The 23457-nt window shown below is 52.2% G+C and carries 20 protein-coding genes, 1 pseudogene and 1 other annotated feature; of the genes and pseudogenes, 8 read left to right on the top strand and 13 right to left on the bottom strand.

The window, feature by feature from the left end:
- Positions 1–55: 55 nt before the first annotated feature.
- Positions 56–1963, bottom strand: coding sequence for a molecular chaperone DnaK (dnaK, locus tag H4F65_RS21245; protein WP_010681774.1), 1908 nt, complete (start codon positions 1961–1963; stop codon positions 56–58).
- A 482-nt stretch (positions 1964–2445) separates the two neighbouring features.
- On the opposite strand from dnaK, the gene satP reads away from it, so the two are divergent.
- The gene (gene satP, locus H4F65_RS21240) at positions 2446–3021 is read left to right on the top strand and encodes an acetate uptake transporter (RefSeq protein WP_005973207.1); all 576 of its coding nucleotides are present in this window, start codon (positions 2446–2448) and stop codon (positions 3019–3021) included.
- Positions 3022–3135: 114 nt separating this feature from the next.
- On the opposite strand, the gene H4F65_RS21235 is transcribed toward satP, so the two are convergent.
- Together H4F65_RS21235 and mog are read right to left on the bottom strand one after the other, a co-directional pair.
- Positions 3136–4473, bottom strand: coding sequence for an MFS transporter (locus H4F65_RS21235; RefSeq protein ID WP_010681775.1), 1338 nt, complete (start codon positions 4471–4473; stop codon positions 3136–3138).
- A gap of 123 nt (positions 4474–4596) precedes the next feature.
- Positions 4597–5184 (bottom strand): molybdopterin adenylyltransferase, encoded by a 588-nt coding sequence (gene mog / locus H4F65_RS21230; RefSeq protein ID WP_010681776.1) that lies wholly within the window; start codon positions 5182–5184, stop codon positions 4597–4599.
- Positions 5185–5573: 389 nt separating this feature from the next.
- On the opposite strand from mog, the gene H4F65_RS21225 reads away from it, so the two are divergent.
- Positions 5574–6662, top strand: coding sequence for a GGDEF domain-containing protein (locus H4F65_RS21225; protein WP_039319089.1), 1089 nt, complete (start codon positions 5574–5576; stop codon positions 6660–6662).
- A gap of 76 nt (positions 6663–6738) precedes the next feature.
- Here the strand turns inward: H4F65_RS21225 and tal are convergent, their stop codons facing one another.
- Positions 6739–7692: a transaldolase gene (tal, locus tag H4F65_RS21220; protein WP_010681778.1), complete on the bottom strand. Its 954-nt coding sequence runs from the start codon at positions 7690–7692 to the stop codon at positions 6739–6741.
- A gap of 303 nt (positions 7693–7995) precedes the next feature.
- Between tal and yaaA the strand changes: the two genes are divergently transcribed.
- A complete protein-coding gene (gene yaaA, locus H4F65_RS21215; protein ID WP_010681779.1) occupies positions 7996–8769 on the top strand; it encodes a peroxide stress protein YaaA in 774 nt (257 codons plus the stop codon).
- A 183-nt stretch (positions 8770–8952) separates the two neighbouring features.
- Here the strand turns inward: yaaA and thrC are convergent, their stop codons facing one another.
- From thrC to H4F65_RS21190, 5 genes are all read right to left on the bottom strand, one after another.
- Positions 8953–10242: a threonine synthase gene (thrC, locus tag H4F65_RS21210; RefSeq protein WP_010681780.1), complete on the bottom strand. Its 1290-nt coding sequence runs from the start codon at positions 10240–10242 to the stop codon at positions 8953–8955.
- 3 nt (positions 10243–10245) lie between these two features.
- Complete coding sequence (gene thrB, locus H4F65_RS21205) at positions 10246–11175, bottom strand: homoserine kinase (RefSeq protein ID WP_010681781.1); 930 nt, start codon at positions 11173–11175, stop codon at positions 10246–10248.
- A gap of 2 nt (positions 11176–11177) precedes the next feature.
- Positions 11178–13637 (bottom strand): bifunctional aspartate kinase/homoserine dehydrogenase I, encoded by a 2460-nt coding sequence (gene thrA, locus H4F65_RS21200; RefSeq protein ID WP_010681782.1) that lies wholly within the window; start codon positions 13635–13637, stop codon positions 11178–11180.
- Positions 13638–13728: 91 nt separating this feature from the next.
- Positions 13729–13844, bottom strand: a sequence feature (Thr leader region).
- Positions 13783–13851 (bottom strand): thr operon leader peptide, encoded by a 69-nt coding sequence (gene thrL, locus H4F65_RS22185; protein ID WP_014916714.1) that lies wholly within the window; start codon positions 13849–13851, stop codon positions 13783–13785. Its footprint overlaps the feature before it by 62 nt.
- 211 nt (positions 13852–14062) lie before the next feature.
- On the bottom strand, positions 14063–14749 hold the full coding sequence (locus H4F65_RS21190; protein ID WP_010681783.1) for a tRNA/rRNA methyltransferase: 687 nt from the start codon (positions 14747–14749) through the stop codon (positions 14063–14065).
- Between the two features lie 751 nt (positions 14750–15500).
- Between H4F65_RS21190 and arcA the strand changes: the two genes are divergently transcribed.
- The gene (gene arcA / locus H4F65_RS21185) at positions 15501–16217 is read left to right on the top strand and encodes a two-component system response regulator ArcA (RefSeq protein ID WP_010300511.1); all 717 of its coding nucleotides are present in this window, start codon (positions 15501–15503) and stop codon (positions 16215–16217) included.
- A gap of 56 nt (positions 16218–16273) precedes the next feature.
- Here arcA and creA read toward each other — a convergent pair whose 3' ends face one another.
- Positions 16274–16756 (bottom strand): protein CreA, encoded by a 483-nt coding sequence (gene creA, locus H4F65_RS21180; RefSeq protein ID WP_010681784.1) that lies wholly within the window; start codon positions 16754–16756, stop codon positions 16274–16276.
- 204 nt (positions 16757–16960) lie between these two features.
- On the opposite strand from creA, the gene robA reads away from it, so the two are divergent.
- A complete protein-coding gene (gene robA / locus H4F65_RS21175; protein ID WP_010681785.1) occupies positions 16961–17848 on the top strand; it encodes an MDR efflux pump AcrAB transcriptional activator RobA in 888 nt (295 codons plus the stop codon).
- On the opposite strand, the gene gpmB is transcribed toward robA, so the two are convergent.
- Positions 17837–18487 carry a 2,3-diphosphoglycerate-dependent phosphoglycerate mutase GpmB gene (gpmB, locus tag H4F65_RS21170; RefSeq protein WP_010681786.1) on the bottom strand — a complete coding sequence of 217 codons (651 nt, stop codon included), beginning with the start codon at positions 18485–18487 and terminating at the stop codon, positions 17837–17839. The two genes, robA and gpmB, sit on opposite strands and share 12 nt — an antisense overlap.
- A 50-nt stretch (positions 18488–18537) precedes the next feature.
- On the opposite strand from gpmB, the gene yjjX reads away from it, so the two are divergent.
- Positions 18538–19077, top strand: a complete 540-nt coding sequence (gene yjjX, locus H4F65_RS21165) for an inosine/xanthosine triphosphatase (protein WP_010681787.1) — start codon at positions 18538–18540, stop codon at positions 19075–19077.
- 3 nt (positions 19078–19080) lie between these two features.
- On the opposite strand, the gene trpR is transcribed toward yjjX, so the two are convergent.
- Positions 19081–19428 (bottom strand): trp operon repressor, encoded by a 348-nt coding sequence (trpR, locus tag H4F65_RS21160; RefSeq protein ID WP_010681788.1) that lies wholly within the window; start codon positions 19426–19428, stop codon positions 19081–19083.
- A 72-nt stretch (positions 19429–19500) separates the two neighbouring features.
- Positions 19501–21437 (bottom strand): annotated as a pseudogene (gene sltY, locus H4F65_RS21155) (murein transglycosylase).
- Between the two features lie 87 nt (positions 21438–21524).
- On the opposite strand from sltY, the gene H4F65_RS22035 reads away from it, so the two are divergent.
- Together H4F65_RS22035 and ettA are read left to right on the top strand one after the other, a co-directional pair.
- Entirely contained in the window at positions 21525–21656 is a 132-nt protein-coding gene (locus H4F65_RS22035) for a hypothetical protein (protein ID WP_010681790.1), read from the top strand.
- A gap of 126 nt (positions 21657–21782) precedes the next feature.
- Entirely contained in the window at positions 21783–23450 is a 1668-nt protein-coding gene (ettA, locus tag H4F65_RS21150; RefSeq protein ID WP_010300532.1) for an energy-dependent translational throttle protein EttA, read from the top strand.
- The last annotated feature ends 7 nt before the right edge of the window (positions 23451–23457 follow it).

Genomic DNA, 23457 nt, shown 5'->3' with positions numbered 1-23457 from the left:
CGTGCTGATTGCCAGCAGTAGCCTTGTGGCTGCTACTGCGCCCGCTCAAGGGCGATTACTTTTTATCTTTGACTTCTTCAAACTCAGCATCAACGACATCGTCGTCGCGACGAGCAGAAGCATCATCAGCGGCACCTTCAGCACCTGGCTGTGGCTGAGACGCTTCCAGCAGCTTGCCGGAAACCTGAACCAGCGCCTGAATTTTCGCTTCAATGTCTGCTTTGTCTTCGCCTTTCAGCGCGCTTTCCAGCGCTTTCAGTGCATCGTCAATGGCAGTTTTATCATCAGCGGCCAGTTTGTCGCCCACTTCTTCCAGCTGCTTACGCGTGCTGTGCAGCAGGTGATCGCCTTGGTTACGCGCCTGAACCAGCTCTTCAAACTTACGGTCAGATTCCGCATTTGCTTCTGCGTCACGTACCATTTTCTGGATTTCTTCTTCGTTCAGACCGGAAGACGCCTTGATGGTGATTTTCTGCTCGCGACCGCTGTTTTTGTCTTTCGCGGAAACGTGCAGGATACCGTCAGCATCGATGTCAAAAGTGACTTCGATCTGTGGCATACCGCGCGGTGCAGCCTGAATACCATCCAGGTTAAACTGACCCAGAGATTTGTTATCGTGCGAACGCTTACGCTCCCCCTGCAGAACATGGATCGTTACCGCAGACTGGTTGTCTTCCGCCGTCGAGAACACCTGACTGTGTTTAGTCGGGATCGTCGTGTTTTTGGCGATCAGCGCCGTCATCACGCCACCCATCGTTTCGATACCCAGAGACAGCGGGGTTACGTCCAGCAGCAGAACGTCTTTCACGTCACCCGACAGAACGCCGCCCTGAACCGCAGCACCGATAGCAACCGCTTCGTCTGGGTTCACGTCTTTACGTGGCTCTTTACCAAAGAAGTCAGCAACTTTCTTCTGTACCAGAGGCATACGCGTCTGACCACCAACCAGAATCACGTCCTGAATTTCAGAAACGGACAGGCCAGCATCCTGCAACGCCACTTTCAGCGGCTCCAGAGAACGGTTCACCAGCTCTTCTACCAGTGATTCCAGTTTCGCACGCGTCACTTTGATGTTCAGGTGCTTAGGACCGGTAGCGTCTGCCGTGATGTACGGCAGGTTAACGTCGGTCTGCTGTGCAGAAGACAGCTCGATCTTGGCTTTTTCTGCCGCTTCTTTCAAACGCTGCATGGCCAGTGGATCGTTGCGCAGGTCGAAACCTTGATCTTTCTTAAATTCATCAACCAGATAGTTGATCATGCGGCTATCGAAGTCTTCACCACCCAGGTGGGTGTCACCGTTGGTTGCCAGAACTTCAAAGGTTTTTTCGCCATCAACTTCATCGATTTCGATGATGGAAATATCGAACGTACCGCCGCCCAGGTCGTAAACCGCGATAGTGCGGTTGCCAACTTCTTTATCCAGACCGTACGCCAGCGCTGCCGCTGTCGGTTCGTTGATGATACGTTTGACTTCCAGACCCGCGATACGGCCAGCGTCTTTGGTTGCCTGACGCTGCGCATCGTTGAAGTAAGCCGGTACGGTGATAACCGCTTCTGTGATCGTCTCACCCAGATAGTCTTCCGCCGTCTTCTTCATTTTTTTCAGCACTTCAGCTGAAATCTGCGGCGGAGCCATTTTCTGATCTTTCACTTCCAGCCATGCATCGCCATTATCTGCCGCGATAATTTTGTACGGCATGATGTTGGCATCGCGCTGAACTTCTTCGTCTTTGAAACGACGGCCAATCAGGCGCTTGATAGCAAACAGTGTATTTTGCGGGTTGGTCACTGCCTGACGTTTAGCCGGTTGGCCAACCAGAGTTTCACCGTCTTGCGTATAAGCAATGATTGAAGGCGTGGTGCGATCGCCTTCGCTATTTTCCAGTACTTTTACCTGAGTACCGTCAATAATCGCGACACAAGAGTTGGTTGTACCCAGGTCGATACCAATAATCTTACCCATCTAAACATCTCCACTAAAAAGTCATATTCGGTATGGTGGTTAAACCTACTGTGCGGGCGAAATGTCGTTTTTCAACAAGATTTCTCGTTTTCTAACGACACACCCTCGTTTTCATCAGCAGCACACGTTTCATTTTCATGCTAACCACCGATGTAACGGCCCGACACACGCCTTTGCGGCAGGTCAAACTGTTTCGGTTGGAAATAAGATGGGGCCAACATTTCTATCATCAAGGGGGGAAGATGAAAAAAAATGACCTTTATCCCTCGTACGATCAAACTATTCTGCCTTCCCCATGTTGTGTCCGTTCCAAACGCCCGATATGATGCCGCGCCCGCCGCAGAAATGGGGACATTTCCCTACATAATGGCGGGCAATAACACCTAAACGACACCTATCCCAACGTGATTGGCGCACTCGCTAACCTTAATGCCGCGCCCGACGCGAAGGGACTATTAATAATCTGTTATTGCAGAGGATTTATGAGCACGAACACGTTGGCAAATCCTGGTCCATTAGGACTGATGGGCTTCGGGATGACCACTATTCTGTTAAACCTGCACAACGCAGGCTTTTTCCCACTTTCTTCCATCATTCTCAGCATGGGTATTTTCTACGGCGGTATTGCCCAGATTCTGGCTGGCCTGCTGGAATATAAAAAAGGGAATACGTTTGGCGTGACCGCATTTACGTCTTACGGCGCATTCTGGCTGACGCTGGTTGCCATTCTCGTACTGCCAAAAATGGGTCTGGCAGAAGCCAGCGACGCGCAGTTCCTTGGTGTGTTCCTTGGTCTGTGGGGCGTCTTCACGCTGTTTATGTTCTTCGGCACCTTCGGTACTAACCGCGCCCTGCAATTTGTCTTCGGCAGCCTGACCGTGCTGTTTGCTCTGCTGGCCGTAGGCAACTTTACTGGCAACCACGCCCTGCTGACCTTCGCGGGTTACGAAGGCATCATCTGTGGCGCTAGTGCGATTTATCTGGCAATGGCTGAAGTGCTGAACGAGAAGTTTGGCCGCACCGTCCTGCCAATTGGTGCTCGTGGCGCGTCTCACTAAGTTCTGACGCTATACCCGTACCGACGCGATCCTGCGTGACATGCAAACGAGCCCTGCCAGATTGACAGGGCTCGTTTGTTTTTGATGCCGCGCTATTTTTTGATAACAGCGTGCTTAAACTTCGACGGGCGAACGATCGCGTGCGTCGCTATCGACCGAAGCACGTGAGTCCGCGTCCAGATCGCGTTGCAAATAAATACCCAACAACAATCCCACGGCAGCCAGCGTCAGGACATAGAAAGCAGGCGCCATCGGCGTCGCCTTCATAATCAGCGTCACGAAGACGGGCGTCAGGCCACCAAAAATGGCGTAGGAAACGTTGTAGGAAAAAGAAATCCCGGAGAACCGCACCGCCGCCGGGAATGCCCGCACCATGACATACGGTACGCCGCCAACCACGCCAACGCTGAGCCCCACAATCGCATAGCTGACAAAGAGCAACGTCGTACTACTTGCTGCCGAGCTATAAAAGAACCAGCTACAGGCAGCCAGCAACAGGCTACCCACAATGAACAACTTGCTCGCACCGAAGCGGTCAACCAGCAGTCCCGCGCCGACGCAGCCCACCATCAGCGCAATCGTTGCCAGACAGTTCGCCTGCAATGCCAGCGCAGCAGGAATGCCGTGGACTTTTTGCAGGTAGGTCGGTGCCATCAGAATAACGACGACAATGCACGCAGACAGCAGCCAGGTCAGCAGCATTGAAACCACAACCGCGCGTTTATGATTTAAGACGACAGATTTCAGCGGCAGCTCTTCCGCCAGCTTTTTCTGCTCACGCATCTCCATAAAAATGGGGGTTTCCTGCAACCAGCGGCGCAGATACATAGCGACAAGACCGAATACTCCGCCAATAAAGAACGGCAGACGCCAGCCGCCGCCAGACATCTGCTCTGGCGTGAGCACCGTGTTCAGCAGCGTCGCGATCAGCGAGCCCAGCAGAATCCCCATCGTTAAACCGGCAGTCAACGTACCGCAGGCAAACCCAATACGGGCGCGAGGCACATGCTCCGCAACGAAGACCCATGCGCCGGGGACTTCCCCGCCGATTGCGGCACCTTGCAGCACGCGCATTAACAGCAGTAAAAGTGGTGCCGCAATACCAATAGCTTCATAGGTTGGCAGCAAGCCCATTGCCAGCGTCGGTAACGCCATCAGCAATATGCTCAGGCTGAACATTTTCTTACGTCCGCTCTTGTCGCCAAAGTGGGCCATGATGATGCCCCCAAGCGGGCGGGCCAGATAGCCTGCTGCAAAAATACCGAACGTCTGTACCTGCCGCAGCCATTCAGGAATATCTGATGGGAAAAAGAGATCGCCAATCACGGCGGCAAAGAAGACGAAAATAATAAAGTCGTAAAACTCTAACGCGCCACCCAGCGCAGCCAGAGACAGCGTTTTATAGTCCTGCCGGTTTAACCGGCGAGGATGGGCGTGTTGGTCCTGAGTCATAAGTTACCGTGCATTGCCAGAGTGAGAAAAAACATCACCGCAGTGTGTAAAGTAGAAATTACTATAGCGGCAAAATTTTTATACACCAGCAAAGCTGAATCTTATGTTTCAAATCGCCTAACTTCAGTTTTTTATTTCGCGCACGGCATTTTTAGGGCGAAAAGCTGCTACCACATCCGCATTGGTTTCAATATAAGGGCCTTCCAGCAACTGGATACAATACGGTACGCTGGCAAAAATACCGGCGACAACGACCTTGCCATCTGCATCTTTTAAGCCTTCCAGTGTTTCCTTAATCGACTTGGGTTGCCCTGGAAGATTAAGAATCAGCGCCTGTTTACGCAGCACACCCACCTGACGGGAAAGGATCGCGGTAGGAACAAAGCGCAGGCTAATCTGACGCATTTGTTCGCCAAACCCCGGCATTTCTCGATCGGCAACAGCCATCGTGGCATCCGGCGTGACATCACGGCGAGCTGGCCCCGTTCCCCCGGTTGTCAGCACCAGATGACAGCCGCGTTCATCAACCAATTCACACAGCGTTTGTTCAATCATCGGCTGTTCATCCGGCACCAGTCGGGTTTCCACTTCAAAAGGCGTGGTCAACGCGCTGCGGAGCCAGGATTCCAGTTCTGGGATGCCCTTATCCTGATAAACCCCACCGGAAGCACGATCGGATACGGAAACCAAGCCAATACGCAATACGTTCATAAGCACCTCAGTTTAAACAAAACACCAATTTTATCAGGATATTGACGGCTTTTAGCAAACAATTCTCTCTTATGAGGAAATTCACGCGACGGATGTTATTTCACATCGCATGCGGCACAGTATTTGATAATCATTATTAAATATCGTCTCAAAAAAAGTCAGGTCATGACTAAAATTAATAATAGCGTTGAGCAATTAACATTTAAGAATAATCAGCGACTAAAGAAGTCCGCTTACCCATTAAGAGCACATGAAATACGTCGATAGATTAAAGGGAAAAGGATGATATCTACCACGATAGAACACCACGTTAAATCAAATAATATGATAAAATTAAAGCACTTCTTTAGTACCACAATAAGTAAAAAAGCCTTATCAAGGAAGTCGCCATGACCGATCTTAAATATAAGATATTAAAGTTATTTTCACATCCTACCTCGGCCTTCTTTCTATTTGGGTTTATTTCCTTTTTTATCGTTATCCTCCTTACTCATGAAGCAAGCAGAAATGCATGGAAAGTAGAACGGCAGAATCTGGATATCACCATCAAGACATATGAATCTTATAATGCGGGTGGAGAGATAATGGAGAGTGATATCACTCGAAAAACAGGATCCTACGTTTCTGCACGGATGAGAACATGGGTATTTAATACGCGTGACGTTCGTAGCGAATGTATTAATCGATTATCGTCATCCGATCTTACATTTAATGATATGGCAATTATCCGCATCTGCCAGAATAAACTACCATCAATTGGTGAATATGCAGGCAAAAGCACCCTTACCATCATCTTTCCGGTGCTATCGCCTACGGATGAATTATTAGGAATTCGGATTAGAACCACGTCAGAAACGCCCCCGCCTTCGTTTCTTGATACACTGACATCCCTTGGTTCTGCGGCCATCATTCTCAGCGTTGTACTGCTTTCTGCCATCTTAGGCAGCTTGCTCTCACTTCTGGCAAAAAAATACCTGATAGAGCTGCCGATCATCGCGCGATATGACGATCTCACCGGCTATTTACGGCGAGACGCATTTTTTCTGGCCGCCAATAAAGCCTTGAGTATTGCCAATCTGACCAAGCGCCCCGTTAGCGTCATTCTGATTGACATTGACTATTTTAAGCAGGTGAACGACAGCTTCGGCCACAGCATCGGCGATGATGCTCTGAAGTTTGTTGCCGACACCTTTAAAAAATCATTTCGTCGCGAAGATATTTTTGGTCGTATTGGCGGCGATGAATTCGCGATCGTATTACCGAATACCGGATTAGATGATGCGTACACTATCGTGGACAAAGCAAGAGAGCGCGTTAGCGACACGCCGTGTGAAACAGCCGCAGGGAAAATCAGACTGACGGTCAGTATTGGACTGGTTGAATACCATATCGCTGGGGAAGATCTCAGCGAGGTAATGAAACGTGCCGATGACAATCTTTATATCGCGAAGAAAACCCGTAACGCGACGGCGAAATAGCCCTATTCTCTCCACAAAGCCAAACTGTAGACAAAAAAATAGCCGGAAATCCCGGCTATTTTCATCAGCAAAATGCTTACAGTAAATCGGCAATCATCTTTTCCAATTTTTCCTGGTCGATAGCAAATTTACGGATCCCGTCGGCCAGTTTATCAATCGCCATTGGATCCTGGTTGTGCTGCCAGTAGAACTCCGCCTCGGTCATTTTCGCCGGACGGACTTTCACCTCACCGACGTAAGACAGTTTGCGAACCACTTCGCCTTCGCTTTCTGACAGCTCTTTCAGCAGGGCTGGCGCAATCGTCAGGCGGTCACAACCGGCCAGTTCCAGAATCTCACCGACGTTACGGAAGCTTGCACCCATCACGACGGTTTCATAGCCGTGCTCTTTGTAGTAGTCGTAAATTTCGCTAACGGAAACCACGCCTGGATCTTCATGCGGTGCGAATTCTTTCTTATCGCCATTGGCTTTGTACCAGTCAAGGATACGGCCAACGAACGGTGAAATCAGGAACACGCCCGCTTCAGCACAAGCGCGTGCCTGTGCAAAGGAGAACAGCAGCGTCAGGTTACAGTTGATGCCTTCTTTTTCCAACTGCTCCGCCGCGCGGATGCCCTGCCAGGTGGAAGCCAGTTTAATCAGGATACGCTCGTTGCTGATGCCCGCGTCGTTGTACAGCTTGATCAGGTGTTTTGCCTTCGCCACGCTGGCTTCGGTGTCATAAGACAAACGCGCATCTACTTCTGTGGAGATGCGGCCAGGGATCAATTTTAGAATTTCGAGACCGATATTGACCGCCAGTTTATCCGTGGCATCCACGACCTGCTGTTTGCGATCGCTGCTCTGCTCACGCGCCCAGGCAATCGCCTCGTCGATCAGCTTGCGGTATTCAGGAATTTGCGCCGCATTCAGAATCAGTGAAGGGTTGGTGGTCGCATCTTGCGGTTGGTACAGTTTCATTGCCGCAATATCGCCGGTATCAGCTACAACCGTGGTCAGTTGGCGTAGGGAAGTCAGTTTATCCGTCATGTTGGCATGTCTCGTTGTTTATACGTGGTGCTCGTGAATGAAAATAGCTCGTATATGAATCGACTTGTTATCTAATCTGGTGGCCGTCTGTTTTGCGCCGAAATCTGATAATAACACGCGCACTTTCCCGTGCAAGCCAGCTGTTAATCCTCTCTACACAGCCCCGTCTCTTACCACACTGAAATCATCCTGCCGAAAAAATGAAGCATCTTAAAAGATGAAGCTATTGTAACCATCGCCGTTTTCTTATCGGGTTCTTGCTATAGTAGGACCATCAGAAATCAGACCGACAGGACATGGCGCATGCTTATTACTATTTCACCCGCAAAAACGCTCGACTACACCAGTCCTTTGGCAACGGCGCGTTATACCCAACCGGAACTTCTGGACTATTCCAGCCAGTTGATTGATGTGTGTAAAAAACTGACGCCGGCACAGATCGCCTCGTTGATGAGCATCAGCGATAAGCTGGCTGACCTGAACGCAGGCCGCTTTAGCGATTGGCAGCCGGATTTCACGCCGGATAACGCGCGTCAGGCGCTGCTGGCGTTTAAGGGCGACGTCTATACCGGATTGGCCGCAGAAGATTTCAGCGAGGATGACTTCGATTTCGCTCAACAGCATCTGCGTATGCTATCAGGCCTGTATGGCGTGTTGCGCCCGCTGGATTTGATGCAGCCGTATCGGTTGGAAATGGGCACCAGGCTGGAAAATAAAGCCGGTAAAGATCTCTACAGTTTCTGGGGCGATACCATTACTGAAAAGCTGAACCAGGCGCTGCGCGATCAAGGCGACGATGTGCTGGTCAATTTGGCATCGGACGAATATTTCAAAGCCGTTAAACCGAAAAAGCTCAATGCTCGCCTGATCAAACCCGTTTTCCTGGATGAGAAAAACGGTAAGTTCAAGGTGATCAGCTTCTACGCCAAGAAAGCGCGCGGTCTGATGAGCCGTTTCATTATTCAAAACCGCCTGACTCAACCCCAGCAGTTGAAAGCGTTTAATCTGGAAGGTTACTTTTTCGAGGCGGCGGACTCTTCAGCTAACGAGCTGGTGTTCAAGCGCCACGAACAGTAAACATACCCGTCATACTTCAAGCTGCATGTGCGTTGGCTACGTTCATTCACCCGAATCACTTACCTGAGTAAGCTCATCGGGATTCACTCTCTTGCCGCCTTCCTGCAACTCGAACTATTTAGGGTATAAATAGTTCGATAAGCAAAAAAGAAAGGCGGCGAAAACGCCGCCCTTTCAATCGATTTATTCCGGCAGTGACATCAGGAACTCACGCAGCTTCGCAAAATCATCCGGGAAGTTGTGCGACAGCAGATCCAGATCGGCACGCTCAGCCAGCGCTTCCGGCAGATCCAGTTCTTTGCCCAGAATGTCTTCTACGCTTTCCTTGAATTTCGCCGGATGTGCCGTACCCAGGAACAGGCCAAACTCACCAGCTTGCAGCTGATCGCGCAGCAGACGGTAAGCAATCGCCGCGTGCGGCTCAGAGAGATAGCCTAACGCATCCAGCTCATGCATGGTTTCTTTCGTCGTCTCATCGCTCACTGCGCCAAAGCCCAGCGTTTTCAACTGCCAGTTCTTACGACGGAACAGCTCTTCCACACGCGGCCAGTTGTTCGGTTGGCTCACATCCATCGCGTTGGATAAGGTTGCCACCGTTTTATTCGGTTCCCAATTTCCGCTGCTAAGAAAACGCGGCACGGTGTCATTGGCGTTGGTCGCTGCGATGAAGCGCTTAATCGGCAGACCCAGCGATTTCGCCAGCAGGCCAGCGGTCAGATCGCCGAAGTTACCACTCGGTACAGAAACCACTAGCTGGTTACGGGCTTCCTGCGGCAGCTGTGCAACGGCTTCAAAGTAGTAGCAAATTTGCGCCAGCAGACGGCTGATGTTGATGGAGTTCGCTGAGTTCAGGCCAATTGCCTTTTTCAGTTCTTCATCATCAAATGCCTTTTTCACCAACGCCTGACAAGCATCGAAATCGCTGTCGATCGCGATGGTGTGAATATTGCCACCCAGCGTACAGAACAGTTTTTCCTGCAACGGACTGATCTTGCCTTGCGGATACAAAATCACGACGCGGACATTTTCCAGACCGTAAAAAGCGTGCGCCACAGCGGCACCGGTGTCGCCAGAGGTGGCCGTCAGAATAGTGATTTTCTCGTCGCCAGACACTTCCGTCAGCATTTGCGCCATAAAGCGGCCGCCGAAGTCTTTAAAGGCCAGCGTCGGGCCGTGGAACAATTCCAGCGCTGCAATGTCTTCCGCCACTGGCGCAACGGGTGCCGGGAACGCAAAAGCAGCTTTTACGCGCTCGAACACGGTTTCAGCTGCGATCTCATCGCCAATATACGCAGACAGAATACGGCTGCTGCGAGTAACAAAATCCAGATCCAGCAGCGCATCGATTTCGGTGCGCTCAAATTCCGGCAGCTCCAGCGGGAAGAACAGCCCCTGCTGGCTACCCAGCCCTTGCTTGATAGCCTGAGCAAAACTGACCTGCTCGTTATGATCTTTCAGGTTGTACAATTTCATGCGTTATCCCAGTTGTCGTGCGCCAGTCGTATCAAGACGGCAAATATGAACAAAACCTTCATCGTTCTGCAAATAGTTATCCCGCAGCCAGTCGGCCAGGCGCTGTGCGCTTGCCATGTCGTTGCAGACGGAGAATAACGTTGGGCCAGAGCCGGAAATACCGCAGGCCAGCGCCCCGATATCTTCAGCAGCCTGGCGAGCGGCCGCAAAGCCGGGCAGCAGTTTCGTCCGATAAGGTTCCGCGATGACATCCTTCATCAGTTTCGCCGCCAGCTCAGCCTGCCCGGTATGGCAAGCGTGGATAAAGCCGGCCAGATAACGGCCGTGGCTAATGCAATCCTGACGACGATATTGCGCAGGCAGAATCGCGCGCGCTTCAGCAGTAGAGACTTTAATCCCCGGATACGCCATGACCCACAGCCAATCATCGAACGACGGCACGGGCTGGCTGATGATGCCGTTCTCTTCCAGCATCAGTTGGACGCCGCCGAGGAAACACGGGGCAACGTTATCGTAGTGAACGCTGCCGGAAATGCGCCCTTCCAGCTCACCCATCAGCGTCAGCAGACGGGTATCATCCAGCGGCTTACCGCAAAATTCGTTCATCGCCATCAACCCAGCGACGACAGAACAAGCGCTGGAACCGAGCCCCGAACCAATCGGCATGTTCTTTTCGAGCGTCATCGCTACTGGCACGGTTTTGCCAATTTCCTGACAGAACAGTTCCCAACATTGATACACAATGTTTTCTTTCGGATTGTCCGGCAGTTTGCTAACAAAACGCCCTTCATTACGCAGGCTGAACAGATCGGCAGCTTCAACAGAGACGCAATCCCCCAGCAGTGAACCGTCTACCGGCGAGACGGCCGCACCCAGCACATCAAACCCGACGCTGACGTTACCGATTGATGCAGGTGCATACACCTTAACCATAATTATGCTCCCAACTTCCATGACAAGGTGCGCAGCAGATCGGCGAACACACCAGCAGCGGTAACATCGTTACCCGCACCATAACCGCGCAACACGAGCGGCAGTGGCTGATAATAACGGCTGTAGAATGCCAGTGCATTCTCGCCATCTTTGACTTTAAACAGCGGATCGTTGCCACCAACGGAACTGATCTTGACCTTACAGCGGCCTTCTTCAATCACGCCGACATAGCGCAACACTTTACCTTCATCACGCGCTTGTGCAACACGGCTGGCAAACTCATCATCAACCGACGGCAGGCGTTGCATAAAGCTGGCAACATCGCCGGAGGCATCGAAGCTGGCAGGCAGAACAGATTCCACCTCAATATCGCCCAGCTCCAGCTGATAACCCGCTTCACGCGCCAGAATCAGCAGTTTACGCGCGACGTCCATACCGGACAGATCGTCACGCGGATCGGGCTCGGTATAGCCTTTTTCTTTCGCCTGCGTGGTCGCTTCCGACAGCGACATGCCTTCATCAAGTTTACCGAAAATAAAGGACAGCGAGCCAGAAAGAATACCGGTAAAGCGAATCAGCTCATCACCTGCATTCAGCAAATTTTGCAGGTTCTCAATCACCGGCAGGCCTGCACCGACGTTGGTGTCATACAGGAAACGACGACGAGATTTCGCTGCGGCACTGCGCAACTGGTGGTAATAGTTCATCGACCCTGTGTTGGCTTTCTTGTTTGGTGTCACCACGTGGAAACCATCGGACAGGAAATCCACGTACTGATCGGCCACGGCCTGATTCGACGTACAGTCAACGATCACCGGATTCAGCAAATGGTACTCTTTAACCAAACGGATCAGACGGCCCAGATTAAACGGCTCGCGGGCTTTACCTAGCTCTTCATGCCAGTTTTCCATCGAGATGCCGTTAATATTGGTCAGCATCGCTTTGGAGTTCGCGATCCCACACACACGCAGGTCGATATGTTTGTCTTTCAGCCACGGCTGCTGGCGGTGGATCTGATCCAGCAGTGCGCCACCCACGCCGCCGACGCCGATAACAAATACGTCAATCACCTGATCGGTGTTAAACAGCATCTGGTGGGCAACACGTACGCCAGTGGTCGCCACATCGTTGTTCACCACAACAGAGATAGAGCGCTCGGAGGAGCCCTGCGCGATAGCCACGATATTGATATTTGCCGTCGCCAGTGCGGAGAACAGACGCGCAGACAGGCCGCGCAGCGTGCGCATGCCATCGCCCACCACAGAGAGGATCGCCAGACGCTCCATCACATCCAGCGGTTCCAGCACGCCTTCTTTCAGTTCCAGATAGAATTCGTCTTCCAGCGTTTTTCTGGCGCGCGCCAGCTCGTTTTGCGATACGCAGAAGCTGATGCTGTATTCGGAAGATGACTGCGTAATCAGAACAACAGAGATGCCCGCACGTGACATCGCGGCAAACACGCGCGCGGCCATGCCGACCATACCTTTCATGCCAGGGCCGGATACGTTAATCATCGCCATGTTGTTCAGGTTGGTGATGCCTTTCACCGGATACTGGGTATCCGTGCTATCCATGCCGATGAGCGTGCCGGGAGCCTGAGGATTTTCGGTGTTTTTGATGAGGCAAGGAATTTGGAACTGGGCGATAGGTGCGATGGTGCGAGGGTGGAGGACTTTGGCGCCGAAATAGGACAGCTCCATCGCCTCCTGATAAGACATCGATTTCAATAATCGAGCATCCGGCACCTGACGCGGATCGCAGGTATAAACGCCGTCCACATCGGTCCAGATCTCACAACAGTCGGCACGCAAACATGCAGCCAGTACCGCAGCGGAATAGTCAGAACCGTTGCGGCCCAGCACGACCAGTTCCCCTTTGTCATTACCGGCAGTAAAGCCTGCCATCAGGATCACATGATCTTTCGGGATAGCGCTTTCAGCGATGCGGCGAGTCGACTCCGTGATATCCACGGTGGATTCAAGATAGTGTCCCTGCGCCAGCAGTTTCTCAACCGGGTTGATAACGGAAACCCCATAGCCGCGCGCCTGAAAGACCGCTTCCATGATGGCGATAGACAGTTTTTCTCCCCGGCAGATAATCGCAGCGTTCACGCTATCAGGGCACTGGCCCAGCAGCGCGATGCCGTGCAGAACGTGTTTCAGCTGTGCAAACTCCTGATCCACGAATGCCTTCAGGCGGGCATGGTCAAAGCCGGGTTGAGACGCTGCAAGGCCTTGCAGCAGCGAAGAAAAGATCGTTTCGGCGTCGTTTAAATGTGGCAGGATATCTTGTCCGGCGACGGTTTTCTCAATCATGGCAACCAGATGGTTGGTAATTTTCGCCGGAGCGGACAATACGGTAGCCACCTGTCCCTGGCGCGCGTTGTTCTCGATAATGTCGGCAACGCGTGCAAAACGCTCCGCATTCGCTACTGAAGTCCCGCCAAATTTCAACACTCGCATTTTTATCTGTTCTCCTGAATTTCTGCCAACCAAACGCCGGAAGCGTTTTTTGTATGCCGCTTACAGACGGCGTTGAAGGATAACCTGCCATAAAAAAAAAGCCCGCACTGTTCGGTGCGGGCTTTTTCTGGAATCTTTATATGCGTCAGCCCGCACCGTTACTGGTTGTATCGGTGATGGTAATAATCGTGGTGATCAGGCTGATAGTGCGCATGTTAAAATCGAATCTCATTAGAAGTAGAGTTATCTGCCCTATTAGTTAGGCCAATCGCCCTTTGAAGTCAACGGATTTCTTTTTTTTCTTCTCGCCAAAGGAAAAATCCCTGCCGCTCAACTCACTGCCTAAACAGGAATAAGCCGGACAAACCGTTGTCAAAATACGTGAATCAAGATGTTCGACTGCCAAAAAAGCCATCTCTGCTATCTTATTTCGGCAAGCTTTTTTCAATGTCGTGTAGCAACCGGTGGAGCATCGCCGTATCGCGTTGCTCTAAACGTCCCAGCCGCTGATGCAGCCAGTCCCGCAGTTTTTCATCGTCCTCAACCGCCAGAGTAACTAAAAGCCGATCCATACGATCGCGCAGTGCCGATAACTGCCCCGCCACCGCTGGCTGCGTCGCTTCCGGCTTGACCTGCATGAGTTCAGCCAGCTGGTAACAGTACACCATCACTGCCTGCCCAAGATTCAGCGAGGGATAATCCGCTTTCATCGGCACGCCAGTCAACACATCCGCCAGTTCGAGTTCTTCATTCGTCAGGCCAACATCTTCCCGACCAAATACCAGCGCCGCAGACGCCATCCATTGAACCTTCTCCTGCAATACATCGGTCAGTTCCGCTGGCGTGCAGTAATAGTGATACTTAGCCCGGCTGCGCGCGGTGGTAGCTACCGTAAAATCGACATCTGCCAGTGCTTCAGCCAGCGTGGAAAACATCTGTACGTTATCCAGAATATCTCCTGAACCGTGCGCAACCCAACGGGCCGCAGGCTCTTGGTGTACCGTGCTACCGACAATACGCAAGCTGCTGAACCCCATCGTTTTCATCGCACGAGCGGCCGCTCCTACATTTTCAGCCCGAGCGGGCTCAACCAAAATAATATGAAACTGCATAGACTCCTCAGTATGGGTTACATGCGTTTTGGCAATAGTTCATCTGATCGCCAAACAACACAGCCTTGTCATCGATAACAATTTATTGATGACTACGATTTATTGATAACGACAATTTGTTGAGTATCACGATGAAAAGTTAACAATAAACCAACAACATTTTCGGCATCAACGCAGCCTTCGATAGGAAACATCGGTGAGTCCAAAAAATAGGCGGGAAGATAAAACCCTAAGAAAAATAAGGTAAATTATTTTATTTCAATAAGTTATAAAACTACCAGCGACTGTGTAGCCCCAATTATGATTATTGGCATTTGCTATGCTAAATCGTTCATAAAAAGTGCTAAATTGTGACGTAAACTGGCAATCCTATAAGTGTTTATCACAAAATAGTTAACGTGCTAAAATGAAATTTGATATATGTCAACAGAACCGTAGATTTATCAGCAGGCAAAATCTGTGCTTACTGTTATGTTGCTGTTAATAAGGTTAAACTGTGCGCCACTTTGAGCGCAGTTAAATTAGCGCCACGCTCATCCGCTAGCAGTACCTCTAAGCGGGTAGAGAATGAACACCAGTAACGCATTTACGTACTTGAGTCTGACGTTGAGCGAGAGTGTAGTCTACCTCGATAAGCTCCAGGGAAATACCCGGAATAACTGGCGTTGTAGCCAGCGGGCCAGCAGGGTATGACAGCGACTTCTGTACTTCCGATTTCTATAATTTAAGTTGGCAATTTTAGGTAGCAAACATGCAGACGCCGCACATTCTTATTGTTGAAGACGAGCTAGTAACTCGTAATACCCTCAAAAGCATTTTTGAGGCGGAAGGATACGTTGTTCACGAAGCCACTGATGGCGCAGAAATGCACCACATTTTGTCCGAGAACGACATCAATCTGGTGATCATGGACATCAACCTGCCAGGAAAGAACGGGCTGTTGCTGGCACGTGAATTGCGCGAGCAAGCCACCGTTGCCTTGATGTTCCTCACCGGCCGCGACAATGAAGTCGATAAGATCCTCGGTCTGGAAATCGGTGCGGATGACTACATCACCAAACCGTTCAACCCACGTGAACTGACGATCCGCGCACGTAACCTGCTGTCACGCACCATGAATCTGGGCAGCGGCACGGAAGAGCGTCGTCTGGTGGAAAGCTATCGCTTCAATGGCTGGGAACTGGACATCAATAGCCGTTCTCTGATTAGCCCGGCGGGCGAACAGTATAAGCTGCCGCGCAGTGAATTCCGCGCCATGCTGCACTTCTGCGAAAATCCGGGCAAGATTCAGTCCCGTGCGGAATTGCTGAAGAAAATGACGGGTCGCGAGCTTAAGCCACACGACCGTACCGTTGACGTCACCATCCGTCGTATCCGCAAGCATTTTGAATCTACAGCCGATACGCCGGAAATCATCGCGACGATCCACGGTGAAGGCTACCGCTTCTGCGGCGATCTGGAAAATTAATTCCCCCTCAGCCGGAGCAGGCTTCTGTTCCGGCTGTTTTCCCTTCTTACCGCACGTTATTCACTCTTTCCCCACGGCATAACCGGCACAGCGCTTAACGCATTCTTCGGTGACCCATCGACTAATCGATCGGAGTAAGCGAGATAGATCAGCGCATTGCGCTTTTGATCGTAAAATCGAACAACCTGCAATTTCTTAAAAACCAGCGATGTTCTTTTCTGGAATACCACGGATCCGCGATCGCCACCGTTTTTGATTTTATCGGACAGCGTTATCGGCCCAACCTGCTGACAGGAAATCGCAGCATCCGCGGTGTCTTCCGCCAACCCTAGCCCACCTTTGATTCCGCCTGTTTTAGCTCGGCTAATGTAGCAGGTCACGTTTGATACATCCGGATCGTCAAACGCCTCCACTACGATCTTATGATCCGGCCCCAGCAATTTAAAGGCCGTATCGACAGACCCAACTTCTTCCGCACTGACAAAACCAGCGGTGGATAGCAATAGCAGACCCGCTCCCATGATGTGCTTTATGTTCATATTTCAGGCCCCGTGACAATTCATGACAAACGATTAATAACCACAATTAAAAAAAGGATGTACAAATAAACCGCCATAACCCTCCCCCTTATCCAAATTACCTGCGGAATATTTTCAAAAATCTTCGGCAGTACCAAAGTGAAAATATTGCTATGATGCGGGATCTCAATACGCTCGCGCCCAATGTGTTTGATGAGGAAGATTATGGATCAAGCCGGTATCATACGTGACTTGCTTAACTGGCTGGAAAGCCATCTCGACCAACCGCTCTCACTCGATAATGTGGCGGCGAAAGCAGGTTATTCCAAGTGGCATCTGCAAAGAATGTTCAAAGATGTAACAGGCCATGCCATTGGTTCATATATCCGAGCGCGGAGATTGACCAAAGCGGCGGTTGCACTCTGTCTGACCAGTCGCCCTATCCTTGATATTGCCCTGCAATACCGTTTTGATTCACAACAGACTTTTACCCGCGCATTCAAAAAGCAGTTTGCACAAACGCCAGCGTCTTATCGTCGTTCCGATAACTGGAACACTTTCGGCATTCGTCCGCCAATCCGGCTCGGGGAGTTTACCCTGCCACAGCCGCAGTTTGTCGCTCTGCCAGAAACGCACCTTCTTGGGTTAACGCAAACCTATAACTGCCGTCTGGAGCAGATTTGTAATTTCCGTACGGAAATTCGCGTCCACTATTGGCGCCAGTTTTTGGGAGAAACGCGCTGCGTCCCGCCGGTGCTTTACGGGCTGCATCATTCACAGCCGAGTAAAGAAAAAGACGACGAGCACGAAGTACTCTACACCACGGCACTGGAGCCACAGTATCTACCCGATAATGTCCACACGGGTGAACCGATCACGCTACCGGGCGGCGACTACGCGATGTTCGTGTTTGAAGGTCCGACAGACGAACTACAGGATTTTATTATCAGCCTGTATGACACCTGTCTGCCAACCTTCCAGCTCACACGCCGCAAAGGGTTTGATGCCGAGCGTTTTCACCCTAGTCGTGATACAGACGGGGAAATACCCGACATCATCCGCTGCGAGTATTTTATCCCCATACAACATCCAGAACCGCTCTCAGCGCTGTAATTCATCCAGTGCCGGAATATCCAAATGCGAAATATCTCCGGCCGTTTCCACCACCCAACCGGATGCCAGCCACGGGCTTTGCTGATAATCGATGCGCGACAGGGAGCAGTTGCGTAGGCGCAGTCGCCGTTCGGCCGATGCGGGTAACCCCAGAACCGTACTCAGCAGGCACCCCAGCGCCATACCGTGGCTAACCAGCAAAGGACGACTTCCCGCGGGCAACGCCAGACAACGCTCCAGAACGCCATGCATGCGCAATGCCACATCAACCATCGACTCGCCTTCCGGGATGCGGCCATCGGGCGTGCCATCCACCAGCCCTTTACGCCACTTTTCTTCCTCCGCGGTCAGCGAATCCAGATCGCGGGCTTCTAAGACGCCCATGTTCAATTCACGTAACCCGAGCTCCAGGATTATCTGGCAATCACCACAAGATTTAGCGATGATTTCTGTCGTCTGACGCGTTCTTCCGAGATCGCTGGTAAAAATATGCGTAATCCCTAACGTCCTGATTCGTTCAGCAACTTGCTGTGCCTGTTGTTCACCTCTTGGCGTCAGCGCACTGTCCGATTGACCTTGAATACGTCGAGCCACATTCCATTCTGTTTCGCCGTGGCGAACAAGATATACCTGTAACATGGTTGTTTTCCGTTATACTGCGTCAAATTAACTAAAGGTACGAAACTGTTATGTATCACGTTGTTGCTGCAACTACCAACCCGGCAAAGATTAAGGCTATTACTCTGGCATTCACCGATGTCTTTGGTGCAGAAAACTGCCGCATAGAAGGCGTTGACGTCGACAGTGGCGTCCCGCGCCAGCCTCTCGGCTCTCTCGAAACCCGTACAGGCGCAAGAAACCGCGTCATGATGGCACGCCAGGTGCGACCAGAAGCCGATTTTTGGGTCGGTGTCGAAGCAGGCATTGAAGAAAGCATGACGTTCGCCTGGATGGTGATCGAAAACGCCCACCTGCGTGGCGAATCACGTTCTGCAAGCCTGGTTCTTCCAGAAAGTATATTACATGGTATCCGTGAAGGGCGGGAATTAGGCGATGAAATGGAGCGTTTGACGGGCGTTCAGAATATCAAACATAAAGGTGGTGCCATCGGCGTCTTCACCGACGGCAAATTGTCACGCACCAGCGTGTACCATCAGGCGCTGCTGCTGGCACTGGTGCCGTTCCATAATCCGATCTATCAGATTCCCGTTCAGGCAGCAAAATCGTAACGGCTACGCGTCGTCACTCAACGGCTTATCTGCCGACAGCAACTGCGCTTCCAGCCAGCTTTTTAACGCGGGGGGCGCGGCTTTCAGACTGTTTGAACCGCGCGTAATCGTCGCAATTCCCGCACCTAACTCGCTTTTCAGCTCACGCTGGCTCATTTCACCCCGCATTAGCTCCTGTATAATTCGCACCCGCGTTCCTAACGCTGTACGCTCATCCGGCGTCAGCAGGAGTTGAAGCAGCGGCAATTGAAGATCCTCCGCCATAGACTGCTGCAATAACGAGACAAAGCGTAACCAATGCTCATTGTCTTGTTCAGAAAGTGCCGGGTCGATAAGCGATAACGGAGTCATAACGGGCTGCCATACTATTTAACTAGTACGGCAGCATAACACAATTTCAGGCAACGAGCGCAACGGCACGTCTCAATAACGCCGCTGCCATTCCGCGTCCGTCAGCACACTGGCTGGCTGATTAAGGAAATAGCGATAGAAGACATCATACGCCAGCACATTTTTCACGTAACCCCGTGTTTCCGAGAACGGAATACTTTCGATAAACGCAACGGGATCGATGCGCCCAGCGCTGTTCCTCAGCCAGGTATTCACACGCGACGGCCCGGCATTGTAAGCCGCGGAAGACAGAATGCGGTTACGGCCAAATGTCTGGTACACGTACTCCAGGTAGTTCGTTCCCAACAGGATATTGGTTTCGGGATCGAACAGTTGGCTGCTATTCGTATAGAACGTGATATTACTCATTTTGGCCGTATGCTGTGCCGTCGCGGGCATCAACTGCATCAGGCCCGATGCACCAACCGGGGAACGTGCTTTCGGGTTCCAGGCGCTTTCCTGACGAGCAATCGCCATCGCATAGCTCTGGCTGATGCCTTTCCCCTGTGTTTCACGGCGGAATTCATCGTTCCAGGCCAGCGGGAAACGCTCTTCCAGATGATCCCACAGCTTCGCGACAATCGTCGCCTGCACGCTCAAATCCGCCCAGCGCTGTTCAAACGCATAGCGAGCCAGTGCTTCCTGCTGCGGTTTGCTACGATTCGACACCAGCCCGACCCACTCGCTGCGCGCCAGATTATCCATCTGCCAGAACATCAGCTCCCGCACGCGGGTGATTTCCGGTAGCTGAGACAAAGAAGGATCCGGCTTCACCGCCGTCATGATAGTCATGGGATAGCGCTCGTTCAGTTTCTGCGCCGCTGCCATCGGATAGAACCCGCGTTCCTGCATCAGGCTGCGTAATAGCGTCTCGCCTTCCTGCCGTTTGCCCTGATCCAACAGCACTACCGCACGCCAGTAGCGCCATTCGTCTTTCTGTAACGCATCCGCGGGTAAACGCGCCATCCAGCTCGTTAGCCCCTGACGATCGCCGGCTCCCAGCGCCATACGTACGCGGCGTTCCAGCAACGTGGTCGACGTGCTCTGCCGCACCACGCCATCCCGCCACTGTGCCTGCTCTGGCGTGGCCTCGTTGCCCATCAAACGCCAGGCAATGGTTTCTTCCATCCCCTGACGTTCTGTCGCGCTCATTTTCTGCAAACGGGCAATGACTGGCAGCATCGAGCGGGCATTATCAACATCCTGACGCGCCGTGCGCGTGAAGGCCGAGAGCGTGACTTTACGCGTAAAATCCGTCGGTCCGACGGTACGGGCAAAGCTCTCCAGCGAATTCGGATCGTTCTGGAGTTTCAGCAACGCATCGCCCATCGTTTTATAATCGTCGGGTAACTGCTTGATGAGATAGCTCACCAGACTGCCGCTGCCTTCGTCCATCGCCAGACGCGCGCGCGTTCCAGCGTCGTCAGCGGCGTCTGTTCGCCGGCCTGCTGCCAGACGGAGAAGAGTTTATCGCACACGGTAGGGAGCGAACGCCCTGTCAGCCAGATATCACGCGTGGCTTCCCACACGCCCTGGCGCTGACCGGTTGCCCACTGGGCGTAATAAAAGTTACAGCGGGCGCTGACTGGCTTCGGCGGCTGGGGGCTAAATGCCAGCAGCCCAATCCAGTCCTGACGGCGCGCCAGTTCATTCACAAAGCTGGTCGTCAGGTTACGGGCGGGCGGCAACGTCGGGTGCGTTGCCATAAACTGCTTCACCTGCGTCGCACTGACCTGACTCAGATCCTGCGTGAGCGAACGGTATTCAAGATAAGGATAAAGTGGGTAACTGCGCAGCGTCGGCATCAACTGCGCGACCGTGTCCATCTGGTTGCTGTCCCATGCTTGCTTAACCTGCTGATAGCGCTGACGCTGTTCGTCCAGAGAATCCGCCAGCGCATGGCCGGAAATCCCAGCCAGACATATCGCCGAAACGGCGTACCACCAATGACCCGCTTTTATCACCTGCATTAACCTCATCCGTTATCGAACTTGCTATCGGCATCCTTCATCGTATCGATACCCATATCCTATCGGGCAGATCCAGTGTGGCACATCATGCCAGACAACGATATGCCGATCCGCAAACCGATTCTGAAATTCATCACGCGGCCTACGTCTCAGATCGGCCATGGCAAATCGCCGGATAGCTGGGATCGCGGGCTGAAACCCGCTACACTCCATACTTAGAATAATCGATCCGCTGCCGGGGTATTTCTCAGGCTGCATCACTGAGTATTAAGTAGCACAGTGCTACATATGGTCACCTGCTTATGGTGACAAATCATAGAGATAAGAGAGAGGCGAAGTCGCAACGTGGCTCAATATGTTTATACCATGCATCGCGTCGGTAAGGTCGTACCGCCGAAGCGTCACATTCTGAAAAACATCTCCCTCAGTTTTTTCCCCGGTGCCAAGATCGGCGTGCTGGGTCTGAACGGAGCCGGTAAATCAACGCTGTTGCGTATTATGGCTGGCATTGATACGGACATCGAGGGCGAAGCTCGCCCACAACCTGGAATCAAAATCGGCTATTTGCCGCAGGAACCGCAGTTAAACACGGAGCACACCGTACGTGAATCCGTGGAAGAAGCGGTATCTGAAGTCGTCACCGCGCTGAAGCGTCTTGACGAAGTCTATGCGCTGTATGCCGACCCGGATGCAGACTTCGATAAATTAGCCGCCGAACAAGGCCGACTGGAAGAAGTCATTCAGGCGCACGACGGCCATAATCTGGACAACCAGTTAGAGCGCGCCGCCGATGCGCTGCGCTTGCCAGAGTGGGATGCGAAAATCGCTACCCTGTCCGGGGGTGAACGTCGCCGCGTGGCGCTGTGCCGTCTGCTGTTAGAAAAGCCGGACATGCTGCTGCTCGACGAACCAACTAACCACCTGGACGCCGAATCTGTCGCCTGGCTGGAGCGCTTCCTGCACGACTTCGAGGGCACCGTGGTGGCGATTACCCACGACCGTTACTTCCTCGATAACGTCGCAGGCTGGATTCTGGAACTGGACCGCGGCGAAGGTATTCCGTGGGAAGGCAACTACTCTTCCTGGCTGGAGCAAAAAGATCAGCGTCTGGCACAGGAAGCCTCTCAGGAAGCGGCTCGCCGTAAATCCATTGAGAAAGAGCTGGAGTGGGTGCGTCAAGGCGCTAAAGGCCGTCAGTCCAAAGGTAAGGCACGTCTGGCACGCTTTGAAGAGCTGAACAACACCGAATACCAGAAACGTAACGAAACTAACGAACTGTTTATTCCGCCTGGTGCTCGTCTCGGCGATAAAGTGGTGGAAGTCACCAACCTCAGCAAGTCTTACGGCGAACGTCAGCTCATCGACGGACTTTCCTTCTCCGTACCAAAAGGCGCGATTGTCGGCATTATCGGCCCGAACGGTGCTGGTAAATCGACCCTGTTCCGCATGATGTCCGGTCAGGAACAGCCAGATGGCGGCTCGATTGAGCTGGGTGAAACGGTGAAACTGGCGTCAGTTGACCAGTTCCGTGACGCGATGGACAACAGCAAAACCGTCTGGGAAGAAGTGTCTGGCGGGCAGGACATCATGCGTATCGGCAACACCGAAATGCCAAGCCGCGCTTACGTTGGCCGTTTCAACTTCAAAGGGGTTGATCAGGGTAAACGCGTTGGCGAGCTGTCCGGTGGTGAACGCGGTCGTCTGCATCTGGCGAAGCTGTTGCAGGTAGGCGGCAACGTGCTGCTTCTCGATGAACCAACCAACGACCTGGATATCGAAACCCTGCGCGCGCTGGAAAACGCCCTGCTGGAATTCCCAGGCTGTGCCATGGTGATCTCGCATGACCGTTGGTTCCTCGACCGTATCGCAACACACATTCTGGATTATCAGGATGAAGGTAAAGTGGAATTCTTCGAAGGTAACTTTACCGAATACGAAGAGTACAAGAAGCGTACGCTGGGTGCTGATGCGCTGGAACCACACCGCATCAAATACAAGAAGATCGCTAAATAAGCCGTCA

It is taken from the genome of Pectobacterium brasiliense (genome assembly GCF_016950255.1).
Classification (GTDB): domain Bacteria; phylum Pseudomonadota; class Gammaproteobacteria; order Enterobacterales; family Enterobacteriaceae; genus Pectobacterium; species Pectobacterium brasiliense.
This window is presented reverse-complemented; position numbering and strand designations above follow the sequence as displayed.

Coding starts and splice junctions, on each gene's coding strand:
- dnaK (WP_010681774.1), bottom strand. CDS start 1,963: ATGGGTAAGATTATTGGTATCGACCTGGGTACAACCAACTCTTGTGTC.
- satP (WP_005973207.1), top strand. CDS start 2,446: ATGAGCACGAACACGTTGGCAAATCCTGGTCCATTAGGACTGATGGGC.
- H4F65_RS21235 (WP_010681775.1), bottom strand. CDS start 4,473: ATGACTCAGGACCAACACGCCCATCCTCGCCGGTTAAACCGGCAGGAC.
- mog (WP_010681776.1), bottom strand. CDS start 5,184: ATGAACGTATTGCGTATTGGCTTGGTTTCCGTATCCGATCGTGCTTCC.
- H4F65_RS21225 (WP_039319089.1), top strand. CDS start 5,574: ATGACCGATCTTAAATATAAGATATTAAAGTTATTTTCACATCCTACC.
- tal (WP_010681778.1), bottom strand. CDS start 7,692: ATGACGGATAAACTGACTTCCCTACGCCAACTGACCACGGTTGTAGCT.
- yaaA (WP_010681779.1), top strand. CDS start 7,996: ATGCTTATTACTATTTCACCCGCAAAAACGCTCGACTACACCAGTCCT.
- thrC (WP_010681780.1), bottom strand. CDS start 10,242: ATGAAATTGTACAACCTGAAAGATCATAACGAGCAGGTCAGTTTTGCT.
- thrB (WP_010681781.1), bottom strand. CDS start 11,175: ATGGTTAAGGTGTATGCACCTGCATCAATCGGTAACGTCAGCGTCGGG.
- thrA (WP_010681782.1), bottom strand. CDS start 13,637: ATGCGAGTGTTGAAATTTGGCGGGACTTCAGTAGCGAATGCGGAGCGT.
- H4F65_RS21190 (WP_010681783.1), bottom strand. CDS start 14,749: ATGCAGTTTCATATTATTTTGGTTGAGCCCGCTCGGGCTGAAAATGTA.
- arcA (WP_010300511.1), top strand. CDS start 15,501: ATGCAGACGCCGCACATTCTTATTGTTGAAGACGAGCTAGTAACTCGT.
- creA (WP_010681784.1), bottom strand. CDS start 16,756: ATGAACATAAAGCACATCATGGGAGCGGGTCTGCTATTGCTATCCACC.
- robA (WP_010681785.1), top strand. CDS start 16,961: ATGGATCAAGCCGGTATCATACGTGACTTGCTTAACTGGCTGGAAAGC.
- gpmB (WP_010681786.1), bottom strand. CDS start 18,487: ATGTTACAGGTATATCTTGTTCGCCACGGCGAAACAGAATGGAATGTG.
- yjjX (WP_010681787.1), top strand. CDS start 18,538: ATGTATCACGTTGTTGCTGCAACTACCAACCCGGCAAAGATTAAGGCT.
- trpR (WP_010681788.1), bottom strand. CDS start 19,428: ATGACTCCGTTATCGCTTATCGACCCGGCACTTTCTGAACAAGACAAT.
- H4F65_RS22035 (WP_010681790.1), top strand. CDS start 21,525: ATGCCAGACAACGATATGCCGATCCGCAAACCGATTCTGAAATTCATC.